The 16,506-nt window shown below is 61.2% G+C and carries 11 protein-coding genes and 1 pseudogene; 6 read left to right on the forward strand and 6 right to left on the reverse strand.

The window, feature by feature from the left end; genetic code table 11:
• Positions 1-183, forward strand: a 183-nt coding sequence (locus tag NKI35_RS22770; protein ID WP_352741550.1) for a transposase, incomplete at its 5' end; no start/stop codon positions are given.
• A gap of 126 nt (positions 184-309) precedes the next feature.
• On the opposite strand, the gene NKI35_RS22775 is transcribed toward NKI35_RS22770, so the two are convergent.
• The 4 genes from NKI35_RS22775 to pdxR form a co-directional block, all read right to left on the reverse strand.
• On the reverse strand, positions 310-2,706 hold the full coding sequence (locus NKI35_RS22775) for a transketolase (RefSeq protein ID WP_352514721.1): 2,397 nt from the start codon (positions 2,704-2,706) through the stop codon (positions 310-312).
• A 51-nt stretch (positions 2,707-2,757) separates the two neighbouring features.
• On the reverse strand, positions 2,758-3,708 hold the full coding sequence (locus NKI35_RS22780) for a PDR/VanB family oxidoreductase (protein WP_352514722.1): 951 nt from the start codon (positions 3,706-3,708) through the stop codon (positions 2,758-2,760).
• A gap of 6 nt (positions 3,709-3,714) precedes the next feature.
• Entirely contained in the window at positions 3,715-4,206 is a 492-nt protein-coding gene (locus NKI35_RS22785; protein ID WP_352514723.1) for an MOSC domain-containing protein, read from the reverse strand.
• A gap of 160 nt (positions 4,207-4,366) precedes the next feature.
• Positions 4,367-5,872, reverse strand: a complete 1,506-nt coding sequence (gene pdxR, locus NKI35_RS22790; RefSeq protein WP_352741569.1) for a MocR-like pyridoxine biosynthesis transcription factor PdxR — start codon at positions 5,870-5,872, stop codon at positions 4,367-4,369.
• A gap of 74 nt (positions 5,873-5,946) precedes the next feature.
• Here pdxR and NKI35_RS22795 point away from each other — a divergent pair, with 74 nt between their 5' ends.
• Both NKI35_RS22795 and NKI35_RS22800 read left to right on the forward strand, forming a co-directional pair.
• Positions 5,947-7,179, forward strand: a complete 1,233-nt coding sequence (locus NKI35_RS22795) for a trans-sulfuration enzyme family protein (protein WP_023692489.1) — start codon at positions 5,947-5,949, stop codon at positions 7,177-7,179.
• A 52-nt stretch (positions 7,180-7,231) separates the two neighbouring features.
• Positions 7,232-8,134: a dihydrodipicolinate synthase family protein gene (locus NKI35_RS22800; protein WP_352519756.1), complete on the forward strand. Its 903-nt coding sequence runs from the start codon at positions 7,232-7,234 to the stop codon at positions 8,132-8,134.
• A gap of 34 nt (positions 8,135-8,168) precedes the next feature.
• Here NKI35_RS22800 and NKI35_RS22805 read toward each other — a convergent pair whose 3' ends face one another.
• Positions 8,169-8,558, reverse strand: coding sequence for a hypothetical protein (locus NKI35_RS22805; RefSeq protein ID WP_352741551.1), 390 nt, complete (start codon positions 8,556-8,558; stop codon positions 8,169-8,171).
• A gap of 748 nt (positions 8,559-9,306) precedes the next feature.
• Here NKI35_RS22805 and NKI35_RS22810 point away from each other — a divergent pair.
• The 3 genes from NKI35_RS22810 to NKI35_RS22820 all read left to right on the forward strand — a co-directional run bounded on the left by NKI35_RS22810 (position 9,307) and on the right by NKI35_RS22820 (position 15,182).
• Positions 9,307-9,765 (forward strand): (2Fe-2S)-binding protein, encoded by a 459-nt coding sequence (locus NKI35_RS22810; RefSeq protein WP_023708041.1) that lies wholly within the window; start codon positions 9,307-9,309, stop codon positions 9,763-9,765.
• 3 nt (positions 9,766-9,768) lie between these two features.
• On the forward strand, positions 9,769-11,979 hold the full coding sequence (locus tag NKI35_RS22815) for a xanthine dehydrogenase family protein molybdopterin-binding subunit (RefSeq protein WP_352514725.1): 2,211 nt from the start codon (positions 9,769-9,771) through the stop codon (positions 11,977-11,979).
• Positions 11,980-13,118: 1,139 nt separating this feature from the next.
• Positions 13,119-15,182 carry a carbamoyltransferase family protein gene (locus NKI35_RS22820; RefSeq protein ID WP_352596297.1) on the forward strand — a complete coding sequence of 688 codons (2,064 nt, stop codon included), beginning with the start codon at positions 13,119-13,121 and terminating at the stop codon, positions 15,180-15,182.
• Positions 15,183-15,331: 149 nt separating this feature from the next.
• On the opposite strand, the pseudogene NKI35_RS22825 reads toward NKI35_RS22820, so the two are convergent.
• Positions 15,332-15,993, reverse strand: a pseudogene (locus tag NKI35_RS22825) (transposase); the annotation flags it as partial.
• Between the last annotated feature and the right edge of the window lie 513 nt (positions 15,994-16,506).

Here is a 16,506-nt window from a genome sequence, read left to right on the forward strand (position 1 = left end):
CCGCCTTACAGCCCCGACTTTAACCCGATCGAGAATGCCTTCTCCAAGCTGAAGTCGATCCTCAGGAAAGCCGCCGCACGCAACATCCCCGAGCTTTGGGACGCAATCCGCGACGCCTTGCCACGCTTCACCGCCGAGGAGTGCTCAAACTACTTCTGCGCCGCAGGATACGAGCCTGAGTGATCAGATTCTGCTCTAGCGCGATCAGAACGTCCACAGTGTCCCTGGCCCTGTCCGCTTTGAAGCGAACCGGAACGCCCGTGGAAACAGCCGATCCGTACCGGCCACTGACCGTCCGGTAGCTCATGGTCAAGGCAGCGCCTTCCGGTAGCGAACAGCCGGTCCCGCACTCACCGCCTGTGCCGCATGTACGATGGCGTTGGTGTCCAGGCCGTGGTGACGGTAGAGGTCCGCAATAGTCCCCGTCTGGCCGAACTGCTCGACCCCGAGCGCCTTCACGCGATGCCCGTGAACCCCACCGAGCCACGCGAGCGTCGCCGGGTGGCCGTCGATCACGGTGACGATGCCGCAGTCACGCGATAGCGGCGCGAGCAGCCGCTCGATATGACTCAGGGCGCCAATCGCGCCACGCTGCCGGGCTCGTTCCGCCGCCTGCCAGCCCGCATTAAGCCGGTCCGCGGAGGTGATCGCGAGCAGCCCGACATCGCGCCGGTCCTCCGCCAGAAGACCCGTCGCGGCAATCGCCTCCGGCGCGACAACGCCTTGATAAGCAATGACGACACTCGCGTTCGGCCCGGGCGGACGCAGCCAATAGGCGCCATTGACGATGTCCCGCGCGAGCGCCGGGTTCATGTCGCGCAGCGGCTGCTCGAGCGGCCGGGTTGACAGGCGAAGATAGACCGATCCTCCGGTCTGATCACGCAGCCACGTCGTCTCATCCGGATCCCCCTCGCCATTACGTTGCATGTAATCGAAGGCAAAGCGCATGATCACGGACAGTTCGTCGACGAAGGCCGGTTCGAAGGCGCAAAGCCCATCCTGCGCCATGCCGATCAATGGGGTGCCGATCGACTGGTGTGCCCCGCCCTCGGGCGCCAGCGTCACGCCCGAGGGCGTTGCGACCAGCATAAAGCGCGCATCCTGATAGCAGGCGTAGTTTAGCTGGTCGGCCGATCGGTAGATGAAGGGATCATAGACTGTCCCGATCGGCAGCAGGCGCACGCCATTGATCGAGTGCGAGAGACCGAGCGCCCCGAGCATGATCATCAGGTTCGACTCGGCGATACCGAGCTCGAGGTGCTGCCCCTTCGGCCCAAATTCCCAGGTAAAGGTCGACGGAATGCGTTCGGCCTTGAAGGTGTCCGCCATGGTCTCCCTGGCGAAAAGGCCGCGCCGGTTGACCCAGCCACCGAGATTGGTCGAGACCGTCACATCGGGCGAGGTGGTCACAATGCGGTCGGCAAGCAGACTGCGCTCGCGTGCGATGTCGTTCAGGATCTGGCCGAAGCCCATCTGGGTCGAGAGCGGCTTGCCGGGCTGCCCCGGTGACGGAAGGGTTTCGGGCACCGGCACCGAAGGCGCAGACAGCCTCCTACGCCCCTCACTGAAGAACGGCGCTTTTGCGAAGAAGGCGTCAAGTTCCGCTTCCGGCAAGGTGGCGGCCGCCCATTTGTCCCACTCCTCACCCCGCTTTACGCCCATCTGCAGGCGGTAGTCTTCCATCTGCGTGGGCGTCATCTGCCCCGCGTGGTTGTCCTTGTGTCCGGCAAGCGGCAGACCGTAGCCCTTGATGGTGTAACAGATGAAGCAGACGGGACGGTCATGCCTGGACGCCGCCTCGAAGGCTTCGAGGAGGCTCGGCATGTCATGCCCGCCAAGGTTCGTCATCAACGCCTGCAACTCGTCGTCGGAGCGGCGTTCGATCAGAGTGGTGACCGGCCCTTGGTCTCCGATCTCGTCGAGCAGCCGCTTGCGCCAGGCAGCCCCCCCTTGGAAGGTCAGCGCCGAATAGAGCTGGTTCGGACAGCGCTCTATCCACTCGAGCAGCTTCTCGCCCCCCGGCTCGGCAAAGGCAGCCTCTTGCAGAGCGCCGTGGCGCAGGACCATCACGTCCCAGCCGAAGTTGCGAAAAATCTGCTCGAACCGCTGCCAGAGGCCCTCCCGGATCACGGCGTCGAGCGACTGGCGATTGTAGTCGACCACCCACCAGCAGTTCCTGAGCCCGTGCTTCCAGCCTTCGATCAGGGCCTCGTAGATGTTGCCCTCATCCATCTCGGCGTCGCCGATCAGGCTGACCATTCGGCCCTCGGAACGCTCCTTCATCCAGCCGTGACCCGAGACGTAGTCCTGCACCAGCGACGAGAACAGCGTCTGAGCAACGCCGAGACCCACCGACCCGGTCGAGAAGTCGACATCGTCGACATCCTTCGTCCGCGAAGGATAGCTCTGCGCGCCCTTGTAGCCGCGGAAGTTCATGAGCTTTTCATGGGTCTGGTTGCCCGCCAGATACTGAAGTGCATGGAAGATCGGCGCCGCATGGGGTTTGACCGCCACCCGATCCTGCGGGCGCAGGACCGAACCGTAGAGCGCGGTCATGATGGTGCTCAGCGACGCGGACGAGGCCTGATGCCCCCCGACCTTGATCTCATCGCCCTCGCGGAGGTGGTTGGCGTGGTGGATCGTCCAGGCTGCGAGCCAGGAGACGCAGCGCTCGATCTCGTTCAGATATTCCAGTTTCCTCGTCATTCAGTTTCCCGCAAATCAGCTGCCGGTCTCACAGGACCCCCGCCCAAATGGTCAAAGATCGAGCTTCAACACACCTGTCGCGCGCGACACGCAGGGGATGAAGCGGTGGCCGCGTGCCTCTTTGGACAGGACGGCATCCCGATGGATCGGCTGTCCCGCCAGCATTGCGCATTCGCAGGTCCCGCACACCCCGTTCTCACACGAGGCCATCAACGGCACACCGGCCGCACGCAAGGCGGCCAGTGCCGTGGTCTCAGCCGAAACCTCAACCACCCTGCCCGCACGGAGTTCTATGACGAATGGTTCCGGTGGCGCGCCATCAAACTCGGGAGGCTGGAAAGTTTCGAAATGAACCGTGCCCTCGGGCCAGGGTTCAGCCGCCCGCCCCACGGCGGCCATGAATCCGGGCGGCCCGCAATAGTAAACCTGAGCCTCGGCCGAACGGTTCGCCAGCAGCGCGGCGATGTCCTGGCGGGTCGCCGGCTCGTCGTCGAAATGGAACCGAACATTATCGCCAGGAAGATCGTCCTCGATTACCTCCAAGAGTGGCGTGAGCGCCCGGCCGCGGGTGAAATAGTGCAACTCGAAGGGCTTGGCCTGCCGGGCGAGCGCGCGCGCCATGGCCAGAACCGGGGTGATCCCGATCCCCCCTGCCAGCAGCAAAGTCGGCCCCTCGCCTGGCTTGAGAGCAAAATGGTTGCGTGGCGTGGAGACAGGCAGTGTGGAGCCGACGACAATGGTTTCGTGGATCCACGCCGAGCCGCCACGGCCGTCATTCTCGCGCTTCACCGCGATGATGTAGCAGCTGAGCTCGGTCGGGTCGCCGCAAAGTGAATACTGACGTACCTTTCCTTCGGGAAGATGGACATCAACGTGAGAACCCGCTTCGAACGCCGGCAGCACAGGTTTGCGTGGGTGTTTCAGGTCGATGACCAGCACGTCGCCCGGCTCCTTGCGGACAGCGGTCACGGTCAGCTTCATGATAATACGCGGCGAGGCCATGGCGTTTCACTCGTCGATGGGCAAGATCAGATCACCGGGGCGGATCACGCCCCCGACCTCGATTGTGCAGTTCAGGCCGGAGCGGTTCAGAAGCCCCTCGTAGAGACCCGGAAGCCCCAGCAACTCCTCGATATACTTGCACGGCACATTCATCCGGGCGGCTCTGAGGATCGTTTCCCCGACCCGGAAGCGTTTGCCGACAAGATGGCCAAGCGGAACGCCTCGTGTCGTCAGATTGCGCCGGTGATCTTCGGGTGCGAGCTTGGCCTTGAAGCCCGGAATCCTGGGCTCGCCCTTCGCGATGGTGTCCAGAACTTCAGCTTCGATCAGTGTCACCTCCCGAACGTCAGGACGCGCCGAATAGGTCCCCGTCCCCAGGTAGTAGCGGTCTCCGACAATGCCTTGGCCGGCAATAAGCTGCGCCTGCGCCAGCTCCTCCATTTCATAGGAGGCAGCGGGCGCGATATGGATGTGAAGCAGCTTTCCTTGCCAGATCATGCATCGCTCTCGGAAATTCGTCTCGCACCAAAATCTGCCGCCAAACTGGCCTGATCAACAGCACCAGTTGCATGGCGTTTTCCCAGTCCAGTTGGCTTTGCCACGAAATGTGGGTGGGCCTTAGGATTGCTTGCAGCGCCAGCTTTCGACGTCCCCCGTCTCAGTTGTTCCGCACCGGCATCGCGTCTTGCACCTGCTTGACAACCTCTCGCAGGACCTCAACGCCCTTCCCGATCTGCCGAATGCTCAAGGCGGCATAGCCCATGACAAGTCCGACGCGATCGGTGCGGCCTTCGTCCGATGGCCGTTCGTAGAGCGGCGAGATCAGGTGTAGCCCCAGGCCAGCGTCGCGGGCGGATTCGACCAAGGCCGTTTCCCGCGATCGTGGCAGGTCATTGAACCAAATCGCGACGTGCAGTCCCGCATCAGCTCCCTGGACAGTGATGCGATCCCCGAAGCTGTGCTGCAAGGCATCCAACAACATTTCCCGACGCTCGCCGTTCAGCCTGCGCACACGGCGCACATGGCTTTCGTAGCCGCCGCTCTCGACCAAAGATGCCAGCGCTTCCTGTTCAGCGACCGGCGAATGCCGGTCTGCGAATTGTTTGGCGTTTGCGAAGACCTCCTGCAATTCGGGTGGGACGACGAGGTAGCCGATGCGCAGCATTGGCGAGAGCGTCTTGGATATCGTGCCGAGATAGATGACAGCCCCGTGGTCCTCGAGACTGTGCAGCGGTGGAACCGGATTGATGTCGTAGCGATATTCGCTGTCGTAGTCGTCCTCGATCACATAGGCGTTGTTGTGCCGCGCCCATTCCAAGAGTTGGTGGCGGCGCGCAATAGGCATAACGCCACCCAGCGGAAACTGATGCGATGGCGTGACATAAGCCAGTCGTGCCCCGATCCCCGCCAGCAACTCGGTCTTCATCCCGTCTTCGTCGACGATGACCGGGATGGGTGAGGCACCCGTACTGGCAAAGACCTGACGCGCCATCCTGTAGCACGGATCCTCGATGACGAAGCGGTCGGCGGGATCGAGAAGCAGGCGCGCGCACAGATCAAGGCCCTGCTGCGAACCGCTGACGATGATGATCTGGTCGAGGTCGCAGCTCAGGGTCCGGGCGCGCCAGAGATATCCTTGAAGCGCCTGGCGGAGCCGGCGCGAGCCGCGAGGATCGTCATAGGCAAGACGCAGCGGGCGCTGCCCCATCGCCTCGTTCATCGCGCGTTTCCAGACCAATGATGGGAAATCCGACGGTGCCAGGTCCCCATAGCGGAACTCGACCTTCAGCCCAGTCGGCAGATAATCTGGCCAGGGTGACGTCGCGCGCAGCCGCTCGCCATATGCGGACAGGTGGATTGGGCCGACCCGTTTCGCGTGAGTGCGGCCCGTCTCATGGCCAATCAACGAAGACGCAACGCGAGGTCGCGCGCCTTGACGGGCTTCGATGAAACCTTCCGCAGCCAGTTGCTCATAGGCGACCGTTACCGTGGTTCGCGAAACGCCGAGGTCATTTGCCAGGGCCCGGGAGGATGGCAACTGACTGCCGGTTTCGTAGACGCCGCCGAGGATTTGCTCGCGAAGGGCTTCGTATATCTGGCGTGCACCCATCGCGTGCGAGCGCGCTGCAGACCCGGCACTTGAAGACTGGACCATCTCTTTCATCGCCAACTGGATATTTCACATCGGCCAGTTTGCCGTCAATGTTTTCGGAGCCCAAGAAAGATCTCAGAGGCCGAATGACCCGCAAATATCAATCCGAAACCGATGCTCCAACGGGGTCTCTCAACCGCACCAGCCCCGGATTTGCCACCCGGGCGATCCATCATGGCTACGATCCGGCCGGCTTTTCTAATGCCGTCCAGCCGCCAGTGTTCCTGACGTCAACCTATGGGTTCGAAAGCGTGGCAGCAAACGAGGCCGCCGCCGCTCTTGGTGGACGGCTCTATGCGCGCGAATACAATCCGACGACCGAGATCCTCGAGCAGCGGCTCGCCAATCTGGAAGGAGCCGAGGCGGGGCTGGTTGTTGCCTCGGGGATGGCGGCCTTCGGCACGCTGATCCTGTCGCTCCTGTCCCAAGGCGATGAACTCATCGTCCACAAGACGCTTTATGCGAACACGCTTGCCATGGTCGAACAGGCGGTCCCCCGCTTCGGCATCAAGGTCGTCGCGGTCGATCTGTCCGATCCCCAAAATCTCGATGCCGCGATCACCGAGCGGACGCGGCTGGTTTTCTTCGAGACGCCGGTCAATCCGCTGAGCCGCATCCTCGACATCGCGGCAATTGCCGAGCGCGCTCACGAGCGCGGTGTAAGGGTTGCAGTCGACAGCACCTTCGCCTCGCCCGCGCTCCAGCGACCGCTTGAGCACGGGGCGGACATCGTGCTCCACTCGCTGACCAAGTACATCAATGGTCATGGCGATGCCCTTGGCGGAGCGCTTCTCGGCGACGCGCAAACGCTCCGCACGCTGCATGAAACCGGCCTGCGCTACATCACCGGCGCAGCGCTCTCGCCCATGTCAGCTTTCCTGATCCTGCGCGGTCTGAAGACGCTGACGCTGCGCATGGAACGGCACAGCGCCACGGCCCTTGCGGTGGCTCGGGCGCTGGAAGCGCACCCGGCAGTGGCATTTGTGAGTTATCCCTTCCTCGACTCGCACCCTGATCAGGTGACGGCGCGAAAACAGATGTCCAACGGATCGGGCATGTTGGCCTTTGGCCTCCACGCTGGATACGAAGGAGCGCGCCTGATGATGGACCGGCTCAACCTGATCACTCGCGCCGTCAGCCTCGGCGATGCCGACAGCCTTATCTATCATCCAGCAAGCCTCACCCGTGCTCGGCAGCCGATCCGCAAGGATGCCCATTTGGCCGATGGAGTGGGCGAGGACCTCATGCGTCTCTCGGTGGGTCTTGAAGACGCCGATGACCTCATCGCAGACCTGCGGCGCGGTCTGGACGGCTTATGATGACCTGTCGTGTGGCCACCCTTGCGCTCACGCATGAACCTGGAGCCTTGCCATGGCATTCCTGAGCGGTCTTTCCGCGTTCCCCATTACGCCGACCGATCGTGACGGCCGTGTCGATAGCGTTGGTCTGCGCAAGCTGATTTCTCGGCTTGGCGCCGCTCAGGTCCATTCAATCGGTCTTCTCGGCAGCACCGGCACATACATGTATCTGTCGCGGGAGCAACGGCGGCGGGCGCTCGCCGAGACCTTGGACGAAACCGCAGGGCGAATGCCGGTCGTGGTGGGTATAGGCGCGCTGCGCACCGACGAAGCCGTGAGGCTCGCGCAGGACGCCAAGGCCCTTGGAGCTGCCGCGGGTTTGCTTGCCGCCGCCTCCTACACCCCGCTTACTGATGACGAGGTGTTCGAACATTTCTCCACTGTGGCGCGCGAAAGTGGCCTGCCGATCGTCGTCTACGACAATCCAGGAACGACGCATTTCCATTTCAGTCCACCCCTTGTCAGCCGCCTGGCAAAGGTGGCTGGGATTGTCGCCATCAAGAATCCGACAGACAAAAGCGATGCGATCAAGAACCACCTGACCGCCCAGAGGCGCACACTGCCGGAAGGGTTCTCGATTGGCTACAGCGGCGACTGGAACGCCGCCGAGGCCATGATCGCCGGCGCCGACACATGGTACAGCGTCCTCGCGGGCATCCTGCCCGAGGTCTGCATGACGATCGTCACAGCGGCGCAACAGGGCGATGCGGCCGAAGCGCGACGGATCGATGCCGCGCTGGTCCCGATCTGGAGCCTCTTCAAGGAGTTCTCGAGCCTTCGCGTCGTCTATGCACTCGCTGAATTGCTCGACATTTGCCGCGCCGACCCCCCGCGTCCCATCCTGCCTCTGCCCCCAGCAGCGAAGCGCCAGATCGCCGCCGCGTTGGAACGCTTGCCATCGGATGCCAGCCGGTGAACAGCAAACCCCGTTCGGCAAGTGAAAGGAAGTGTCATGTATTTACCCGCTCATTTCGAGAACTGATCGAAAACAACGCACTCGGCGTGCTGATAGCCATGGCTGGAGCGGTCTCGACGCCAATCACACTCCCTTCGAACTCGACAATCGACTGCGGAGGTACAGACTGCGCAGGGCACTCCGCCCATGCCGCACCGTTCGCCTTCAAACTAGGAATCGGTGGTTTATCCATTGGAATGGCATCGAGCCGGCGCTTTACTTCCGGCCCGGTGCGCGCATTGAAGCCGGTGCCAATGCCGCCGGCGAACACCAGATTTCCGTCCTCGACATTCGCCAGAGCACGCTTCCCGACCGCCGTAATGTTGCCGGGTTCGCAGCCGATGACGATGAACTCATCACTCAGCACGCATTTTGTCTCACCCATTCTTGGCGCCGGCCGGATCGATATGGACTGACACGCAGCTTGGAGACGATGCCGTCGAGGCCGAACTGGGAGACTTGCGCGAGAATGTCGCTGCCGCCGCTGATCTCGTCGCTCAGAACGATGCCGTTTGGCGGCGTCTCAGCAGGTTAACTAGCGGTTTGCGCCGATCGACGAGTGGCCGATCGCGAAGACCCTCGCCGTCGATCTTGAGCAGGTCGAAGCCGGCAAGCATGGTCCTGACGTCTCCCGCCGCGGCCAAGAGCCCGCTGAAGACTAGGAATGCGCGACAAGCCTTCTGGTCAACGACGAACGCCTCACCGTCTATTATCGCGTCCGAGGCGCCGAGCTCGGCCACCGCCCGGGACGATAGCCGGAAACCTGAGGGTCCAGTCGTGGAGGTTGCGGGTCGAGGTAGGCCCCCATCGATAGTCGTCCCATTTCATTTCGTGTAGCCAATCAGGGCCCTGCCGGACGCGGCCGACCAGCGGTCGATGTTCGCGACGACCCGAATGTCCAGTCTCGTGTAACCCAGCCTAAAGCGGCCTGTCCGCCCAAAAAATGACATTCAGTTGCCTCCAGCCTTTCGACACGACCCACTTCACGATCTCGTAACTCGCCAACCTAGCGGCTTGTTGCTTGAGCTGCGCGTTCCTAGGGTGTGGTCGGCTAGGCCTCAGCAACAAGAGCTCGGTTGCCAGGCGGGCGGAGGCTCAACGAGATAGCCAGCTCAGGACAAGGAGAGCAAGCAATGGTCGCTTTTACCCTCAATGGCGAGGCGCGAACACTCGACGTCGATCCAGAGATGCCGCTGCTCTGGGCGGTCCGTGACGTCATCGGACTCACGGGAACGAAATTCGGTTGCGGGCTTGCCCAGTGCGGCGCTTGCACGGTTCACGTTAATGGCATGCCAACGCGCTCGTGCCAGACCGCAGTCGGCGACATCGAAGGAGCCTCGATCACCACCATTGAGGGTGTGTCGGGCAAGATAGGCGAAACGGTCCAGGCCGTATGGGCCGAGTTCGACGTACCTCAATGCGGCTATTGCCAGTCTGGCCAGATCATGTCGGCCGTGGCCCTCCTTACAGAGACGCCTAAGCCGTCGGACGATGATATTGATTCGGCGATGAGCGGCAATCTCTGCCGCTGCGCCACCTATCATCGCATCCGCGCGGCCATCCACGAGACCGCCAACCGGCTGGAGACTTGAGGCATGTCGCAGTTTCTCTCGAAGCATAACTCCGTGCGGCCCACGCGCCGCCGGTTCCTCGTCGGCGCGGGTGTCACCACCGCTGGCCTCGCCGTGGGCTACCGGCTAGTGCTGGCGGCGTCCGACATCGCACAAACGACTACTGCAAAGGTTCAGGCGAACCCCTTCCAGACCTATGTCGAGATCACAAAGGAGAACCGAATCATCATCTACTCCTCGCAGTTCGAGATGGGACAAGGCTCCTATTTCGGCATCGCCACCCTGGTTATGGAAGAGCTCGACGGCGACTGGGCGCAGGTGGACGTGGTCGGCGGATATGGCAATACCGCGCTCTACGGCAATCTCGCCTGGGGCGGGGCCGCACAGGCAACTGGTGGCTCCACGTCGATGAGTTCGTCGTGGGAACGCTACCGCAAGGCGGGTGCTGCCGCACGGGCCTTGCTGGTGGCAGCCGCGGCGCAGCGGTGGGATGTGCCAGCCGGCGAGATCAAAGTCGCTTCCGGGGTCGTGTCGCACGCCTCAGGGATGCAGGCGCGCTACGGTGACCTGGCTGAAGCCGCAGCGGGAATGCCGGTTCCCGACGACGTGCCGCTAAAGCCGCGCGACAAGTGGGTCCAGATCGGATCGGACAGCCTCAAGCGCTACGATTCCGCCGGCAAGACCAATGGCGCGCAGACCTACACGATCGACCTCATGATGGAGGGACTCCAGACGGCCGTTATGATCCATCCGCCGAAGTTCGGCGCCGAGATCGAGAGCTTCGACGCAACCAAGGCCAAGGCACTCGACGGCATTGTCGATGTCGTCCAGACGCCGCGAGGCATTGCCGTGGTTGGCAGGGACACCTGGACGGCGCTCAAGGGCCGCGACCTCGTGGAGGTGACCTGGAACGAGGAGAAGGCCGAAGGGCGCGGCACGGCCGAGATCATGGCCGAATACAACAAGGCAGCAGACGATCTGGGCGCGGCCACCGCGCGCGACGACGGTAACACTCCCGCAGCGTTCGCCAGTGCTGAGAAAATCATCGAGGGGCACTACGAATTCCCCTATCTTGTCCATGCTTCGATCGAGCCACTCAACGCGGCCGCCCGAATCAACGAAGACGGCACCATCGACGTCTGGGGCGGACACCAGATGCCCGACCTTTATCAGGCGGCTGCCGCTCAGGTAGGCGGCACCACGCCGGACAAGGTGAGGCTGCACGTGATGAAGACCGGCGGCAGTTTCGGCCGCCGCGCGGTCTTGGATGCAGATGTCATTATCGAAGCTGTTTCCACAGCGCGTGCACTGGGACGCGGCAAGCCAGTGAAGGTGCAGTGGACCCGCGAGAATGACATGCGGGGTGGGCGGTACCGGCCGGCCTATGTGCACGCAGTCAAGGCGGGGCTCGACAAGAAAGGCAATGTCGTCGCTCTCCATGACCACATCGTGGGCCAATCGGTCTTGGGCGGTTCGACCTCTGCGGCGATGATCAAGAACGGCATCGATCCAACCTCCGTAGAGGGCGCCACCAACCTGCCCTATGCGATCCCGAACCTGAAGGTCGAGCTGACCACCACGGACGTGAACATCCCGGTGCTGTGGTGGCGTTCGGTAGGCTCCACCCACACCGCTTACGCGGTGGAAACCCTGATCGATGAGCTCGCCGCCGCTGCGAACCGTGATCCGGTCGACTTCCGCTTGTCAATGCTCGGTCACCATCCACGGCATGCCGCCGTGCTTAAAGTGGCTGCTGAGAAGGCAGGCTGGGACAAGCCTCTGCCGGAAGGCCGTTTCCGCGGCGTGGCCCTGCATGAAAGCCTCTCGACCTATGTCGCCGATGTGGTGGAGATCACCCTCAACGATGAAAATGGTTTCAAGGTCGACCGCGTCGTCTGCGCGGTAGATTGCGGCACCGCGATAAATCCTGACCAGATTCGCGCTCAGATGGAGGGCGGTATCGGCTTCGGGCTAGGCGCGATCCTCCAGGAGGAGCTGACCCTGAAGGGCGGTGTCGTAGACCAAGAGAACTACGATACCTATACACCGCTCAGGATCGAGCAGATGCCGCGAGTCGAGGTGCACATTGTGCCGTCCGAGGAGCCGCCCACGGGAGTTGGTGAGCCAGGTGTGCCGCCGATCGGCCCGGCCGTCGCCAACGCGCTACGGGCGGCGACGGGCAAGACTATCCGCAAGCTGCCGATTATAAAGAACATGTCAGGAATGACACCATGAAACAGCCGCGATGAAGATCGCGCCGTTTTCGAACGCCTCCTGACAGGCGCTCATCTCCATGGGTCAAATTCCGGCGGCTGCCCGCTCCAATATCCGGTTTGGAGACGGCACCCCGTGTTCTGAACGACCACAGACGGGCCTTGGCGCCGGTTCCACTGAAGAACCGCTTTCGAGACGCAAATGCGTCCACTCCATGAAGAGCACAACCGTATAGCACCAGGAAGGCTAGCTACCTCCATCGCTTCGGAGACCCAGGAACCCTCAGAAAACCGAACCTCCCGAGCTCAGAGGCGCTCGTGATCACAATCGCGCTGGTGCGTGGATCATTGTTCAAGGGTTTGCCGATAGGCAGGCGAGATGGCCGATCGACATGATCTTCGCCCGATGCCCTACAAACACAATGCCAGCCGCTGTCACGGAGTCGCGAAGACGAAGGCAATGAGGGTCGACGCCGATACTCATCGTTTAGTTGACAGAGCGCTTGGAATGCCATGCGCTTCACATCGGAGTAGCCATCCGGGAAGCCTGAAGCGCTTTGAAACGCATTTGCTGCGGCTACTATTCATAGCGTGGATGACTTTGATCAAAACAATCGATTTCATCACTCTTCCGGAATCGTGCATGGACAAAAAAGAGCCTCACGCACCAATCACACGCTGCTCTATCGCGTGACGAAAGCTGCCTTAGGAATAATCCAAAGGAGAAAATCTTCGATGCGCCCTGACGTGCAGTGGAGGTCGTGCCGAGAAAGTGAGTTGCAACTGGCCGACAAAGTCGGGCGGTGCGACCATGGTCGCTTCGGAGAATGAAATCGGGCCAGTTCACGGGGGCGGTACTGTTATTCGTCGACGGCCGCCCTTCCCAAGAACAGGCGGCATCGCTAGTTGGTTCTGCCGATGAAAACGACATCGCCGGATACATGTCAGCAGCCGCTCAGGATTGGATGATCCAGCCAAGCTCTCGGCGTGATGGCACTGTAGGCGTCACAGTCGAAGCATCTCATTGATCGTTTATGAGGCTTTCTTCGATGCCGCTGATGCCTGACGGGCGGTCGCAGCTGCAGGCGACAACACGGCCTATTTAGTTGGAAACAGTCGAGGTAAGCCAATTTGGCTTCCCGTTACTATTTGGAGAAAGAAATGCTGTGCCTAGGAATCAGCGGCGGACTTGACCAAGTCCATGAAAACCGATTCGAGCGTCCGAACGCCTTTATGCACGATGGCGCCGCGGTGCTCGTCCGAGACGGAAAGGTGATAGCCGCCGTAGAAGAGGAACGCCTCAATCGAATCAAGCACTCGAACAAGCTGCCAAGTGGTTCGATTCAATACTGTCTCTCGACGGCCGGGGTTCAGCTCAGCGACATTGATCGTGTCGCGGTCTACGCCAGCGAGCCCTATGCCAACGCCATGCTTGAAGGTATGTCCGCTTCCCAACCGGACATTCTCTCCACTCCGTTGGATGCTAAAATGTTGGTGCAGAACCTGTTAGCGCGTGAGTTCGGCACTAAGTTGGACAGTTCGCGTATTTCATTCGTAGGTCATCATCAGGCGCACGCCGTGAGCGCCTTTGCAATGTCGGGCTTCGAACAAAGTCTCATTCTAGCGATTGATGGCTGTGGTGATTTCCTGTCGGGCCTTGTGGCGGTAGGGTCTGGCACAGAAATTACGCAAATCGAGGCTTTCCCGGAGGACAATTCTCTTGGGCTGTTTTATCTCGAGACGATCCGCTGTCTCGGCTACGGCATGTTCGACGAGTATAAGGTAATGGGACTCGCGCCCTATGGCGACCCCGCTCCCTATCGCGAGCTCTTCGAGCAGTTCTACGAGCTCTCCGCCAACGGTGGCTACCGTGTTCACCTCGACCGCATCGGTCCGGCGTTGCTCCGCAACATCGAGATCAGGCGAAAGGGAATGCCTTTCACCCAGCAGCATCGAGATGTGAGTGCGTCACTGCAGGAAGCGCTTGAGCGGATCGTGTTCCACATTCTCCGGCACCACCGTGAGGCCACCGGCATGAAGCGGTTGTGTCTGGCGGGAGGGGTAGCCCACAACTGCACGATGAACGGCAAGCTGCTGTATTCAGGGCTTTTCGAAGATATCTTCGTGCAACCCGCGTCTCACGACGCTGGCTGCGCATTGGGAGCTGCGCTGATAGTCTCTAACGAGATGGGCCGCCCCGCGCCGCGTGAGCGACTGCAGGAGGTCTATTGGGGTCCTGATCTCGGGAGCGACCGCGCCGTGGAACAGGAACTGAATGCATGGTCCGGACATCTCGAGGTTGAACGCTCTTATGACGTAGCGAGCAGTGCAGCCCACTGGATCACCAACGGCGCCGTGATCGGCTGGGTGCAGGGTCGTTCGGAGTTTGGGCCACGTGCGCTGGGCAACCGCAGCATTCTTGCCGACCCTCGGCCCGCTGCAAACAAGGACCGGATCAATGCCATGGTCAAGAAGCGCGAAGGCTATAGGCCTTTCGCACCATCTGTGCTGGAAGAGGATGCGAGCGAATTTTTCGACCTCCCGGACGGTAAGCACGAATTTCCATTCATGAATTTCGTCGTTCGCGTGCGTGACTCAAAGCGCGCCTTGTTGGGTGCCATTACGCACGTCGACGGTACGGCTCGGCTGCAAACAGTATCGCGCGATGCCAACCCCGCTTACTGGGAGGTCATCAATGCGTTCAAGAAGCGGACAGGCACTCCAATTCTGCTCAATACGTCCTTTAACAACAATGCTGAACCGATCGTGGATACGGTTGCAGACGCGATTGCCACATTTTTGACGACAGAGCTGGATGGACTTGTGGTCGGGCCCTTCTTGGTAAAAAAACGGGCTGCAACGCTGCAGGATTGGACTGCGCTTGCGATTTCATTGCCTCCCTCAGTCTCCCTCCATCAAACCCGTGCTTACACAGCGCGAGATCATCAGGAGACTGTCTGCGAGATTATTCCGAACCACTCCAGCATTGACAGTGTGCGAATTTCAAACGACCTGTTTAATCTGCTGATGCGGATTGAGGGCGAAGCCGTGTTAAGCGATCACCTCAATATAATTGCGCCGGATCAGGCTAAGCATGAAGCTCTGCTGGAGGACCTGCGAAGACTGTGGGAGCAGCGCCTGGTTCGGCTGCATCCCTCACAAGCTGCTCGGATGGATCATGGGTCCGATAAAACGCCGGACCAGCCTAATAGGCTATCAATGTGATAGAGATGCCGCTCAAGCTCGGCCAATCAATAGTGTTCATCGACCCCGCCTGCGAGCTCACCGCTGTGATTAGGGGGGTCGAGGTCGCCCTGGCCAGTATGCTTAGGAATGCTATTGAATGGGTCGTGTGCCTGGGTTGGAAAGGCGGGTCTGGCCTCACCGGACTTCTGTGTCGAGAGGTCCAGCCCGCAAAACTTTAGAAACTGGCGATGATGACCTAAGCGGCGAAGATCGCCGGCTTCGGCAATGACGGTCAATGCCTCGATCGGTCCGATGCCCGGGATTTGTCGCAGGAGCTGATAATCCTGGCTGTGCCGCAGCAGATCGTCGGCCTGTGCTTCGATCTCATTATGTTGCCGGATCAGGCTGCGTGCTTCGTCAATGACCATCTGGAACATGCGAATGGCAGGCGCATCAAGTCATCCAGTGGCAGCGGCAATCCGATCGATGGGCGCGCCGTCTCGAAAATATCCATCAGAATCTGTGTCTTGCTGACCTTGCGGCCGACGGCATCCCAAGCTGCTGCCACAAACTCCTCCTTCGTCAGCGCCGTGATGCTTGCTGGGGTCGGAAAGGCATGGAGGAAGGCAAAGAACCGATCGCTGCGGCTGTTCCCCCGGAAGCGATCGATCTCGGGAAAATACAGCGGCTGGTAGTGTGTCAGCATGCGGTGCTGGATCTCGGTCTTGGCCCTGGCGATCGCTTCATGTGTCTTCGACAGTTCATGCACTTCGTTGATGCCGGCTCGCAGCGGATCATGGTAGACCTGCGTCGCCTGTATCCTGAGCATGTGTAGGATCACCTGGGCATCGATCTTCTTGCCGAATATGACGCCGAAGGCCTTAAGAAGCCCAGGCATCTGTTCGCTGACGAGAAGGTCACGTGCCGACAGCAGCACCCGCACGACACAGGTGCCGTGGCTCTTGATGCGAACCTGCTTAAACCATCGGGTCCGTCCGATCTGAGCAAGGCCCGCCGCTCGTGGCGGCCCGATTTGTCCGGCATCATCGAGAGGGCGGCGCTTGACACGATCGGAAGTCCGCGCTTCCTTAACTCGTTCCAGAGCCAGATCGCAAGCGGTCACGGCTCCATGCCGATCCGCTCCGTCTCCGCAGCTCCACAGTCCCGCCCGCATCTCCCAGTCGCGCCCGGGTAGCCATTGCGCTGCAAGGCGGGTCTGATCGCTACGGCGGCGCCGCCACCATCTCCATCAGTCGGTTCGGCGACAAAGCCAATCATCTCCCGTAAGAGAAGTGCTTTCGGGCAAGTTCCGCAGGTTCAAGGAGATCGTTGACGGGGCCGCACTTGGAGCTGCGTCGAGCGC

The organism is Mesorhizobium sp. M0676, from assembly GCF_040320535.1.
Classification (GTDB): Bacteria; Pseudomonadota; Alphaproteobacteria; order Rhizobiales; family Rhizobiaceae; genus Mesorhizobium.

Bases quoted from the DNA above. Each gene is read 5' to 3' on its own strand.
- NKI35_RS22775 (WP_352514721.1), bottom strand. From the start codon at position 2,706: ATGACGAGGAAACTGGAATATCTGAACGAGATCGAGCGCTGCGTCTCC.
- NKI35_RS22780 (WP_352514722.1), bottom strand. From the start codon at position 3,708: ATGGCCTCGCCGCGTATTATCATGAAGCTGACCGTGACCGCTGTCCGC.
- NKI35_RS22785 (WP_352514723.1), bottom strand. From the start codon at position 4,206: ATGATCTGGCAAGGAAAGCTGCTTCACATCCATATCGCGCCCGCTGCC.
- pdxR (WP_352741569.1), bottom strand. From the start codon at position 5,872: ATGAAAGAGATGGTCCAGTCTTCAAGTGCCGGGTCTGCAGCGCGCTCG.
- NKI35_RS22795 (WP_023692489.1), top strand. From the start codon at position 5,947: ATGACCCGCAAATATCAATCCGAAACCGATGCTCCAACGGGGTCTCTC.
- NKI35_RS22800 (WP_352519756.1), top strand. From the start codon at position 7,232: ATGGCATTCCTGAGCGGTCTTTCCGCGTTCCCCATTACGCCGACCGAT.
- NKI35_RS22805 (WP_352741551.1), bottom strand. From the start codon at position 8,558: ATGGGTGAGACAAAATGCGTGCTGAGTGATGAGTTCATCGTCATCGGC.
- NKI35_RS22810 (WP_023708041.1), top strand. From the start codon at position 9,307: ATGGTCGCTTTTACCCTCAATGGCGAGGCGCGAACACTCGACGTCGAT.
- NKI35_RS22815 (WP_352514725.1), top strand. From the start codon at position 9,769: ATGTCGCAGTTTCTCTCGAAGCATAACTCCGTGCGGCCCACGCGCCGC.
- NKI35_RS22820 (WP_352596297.1), top strand. From the start codon at position 13,119: ATGCTGTGCCTAGGAATCAGCGGCGGACTTGACCAAGTCCATGAAAAC.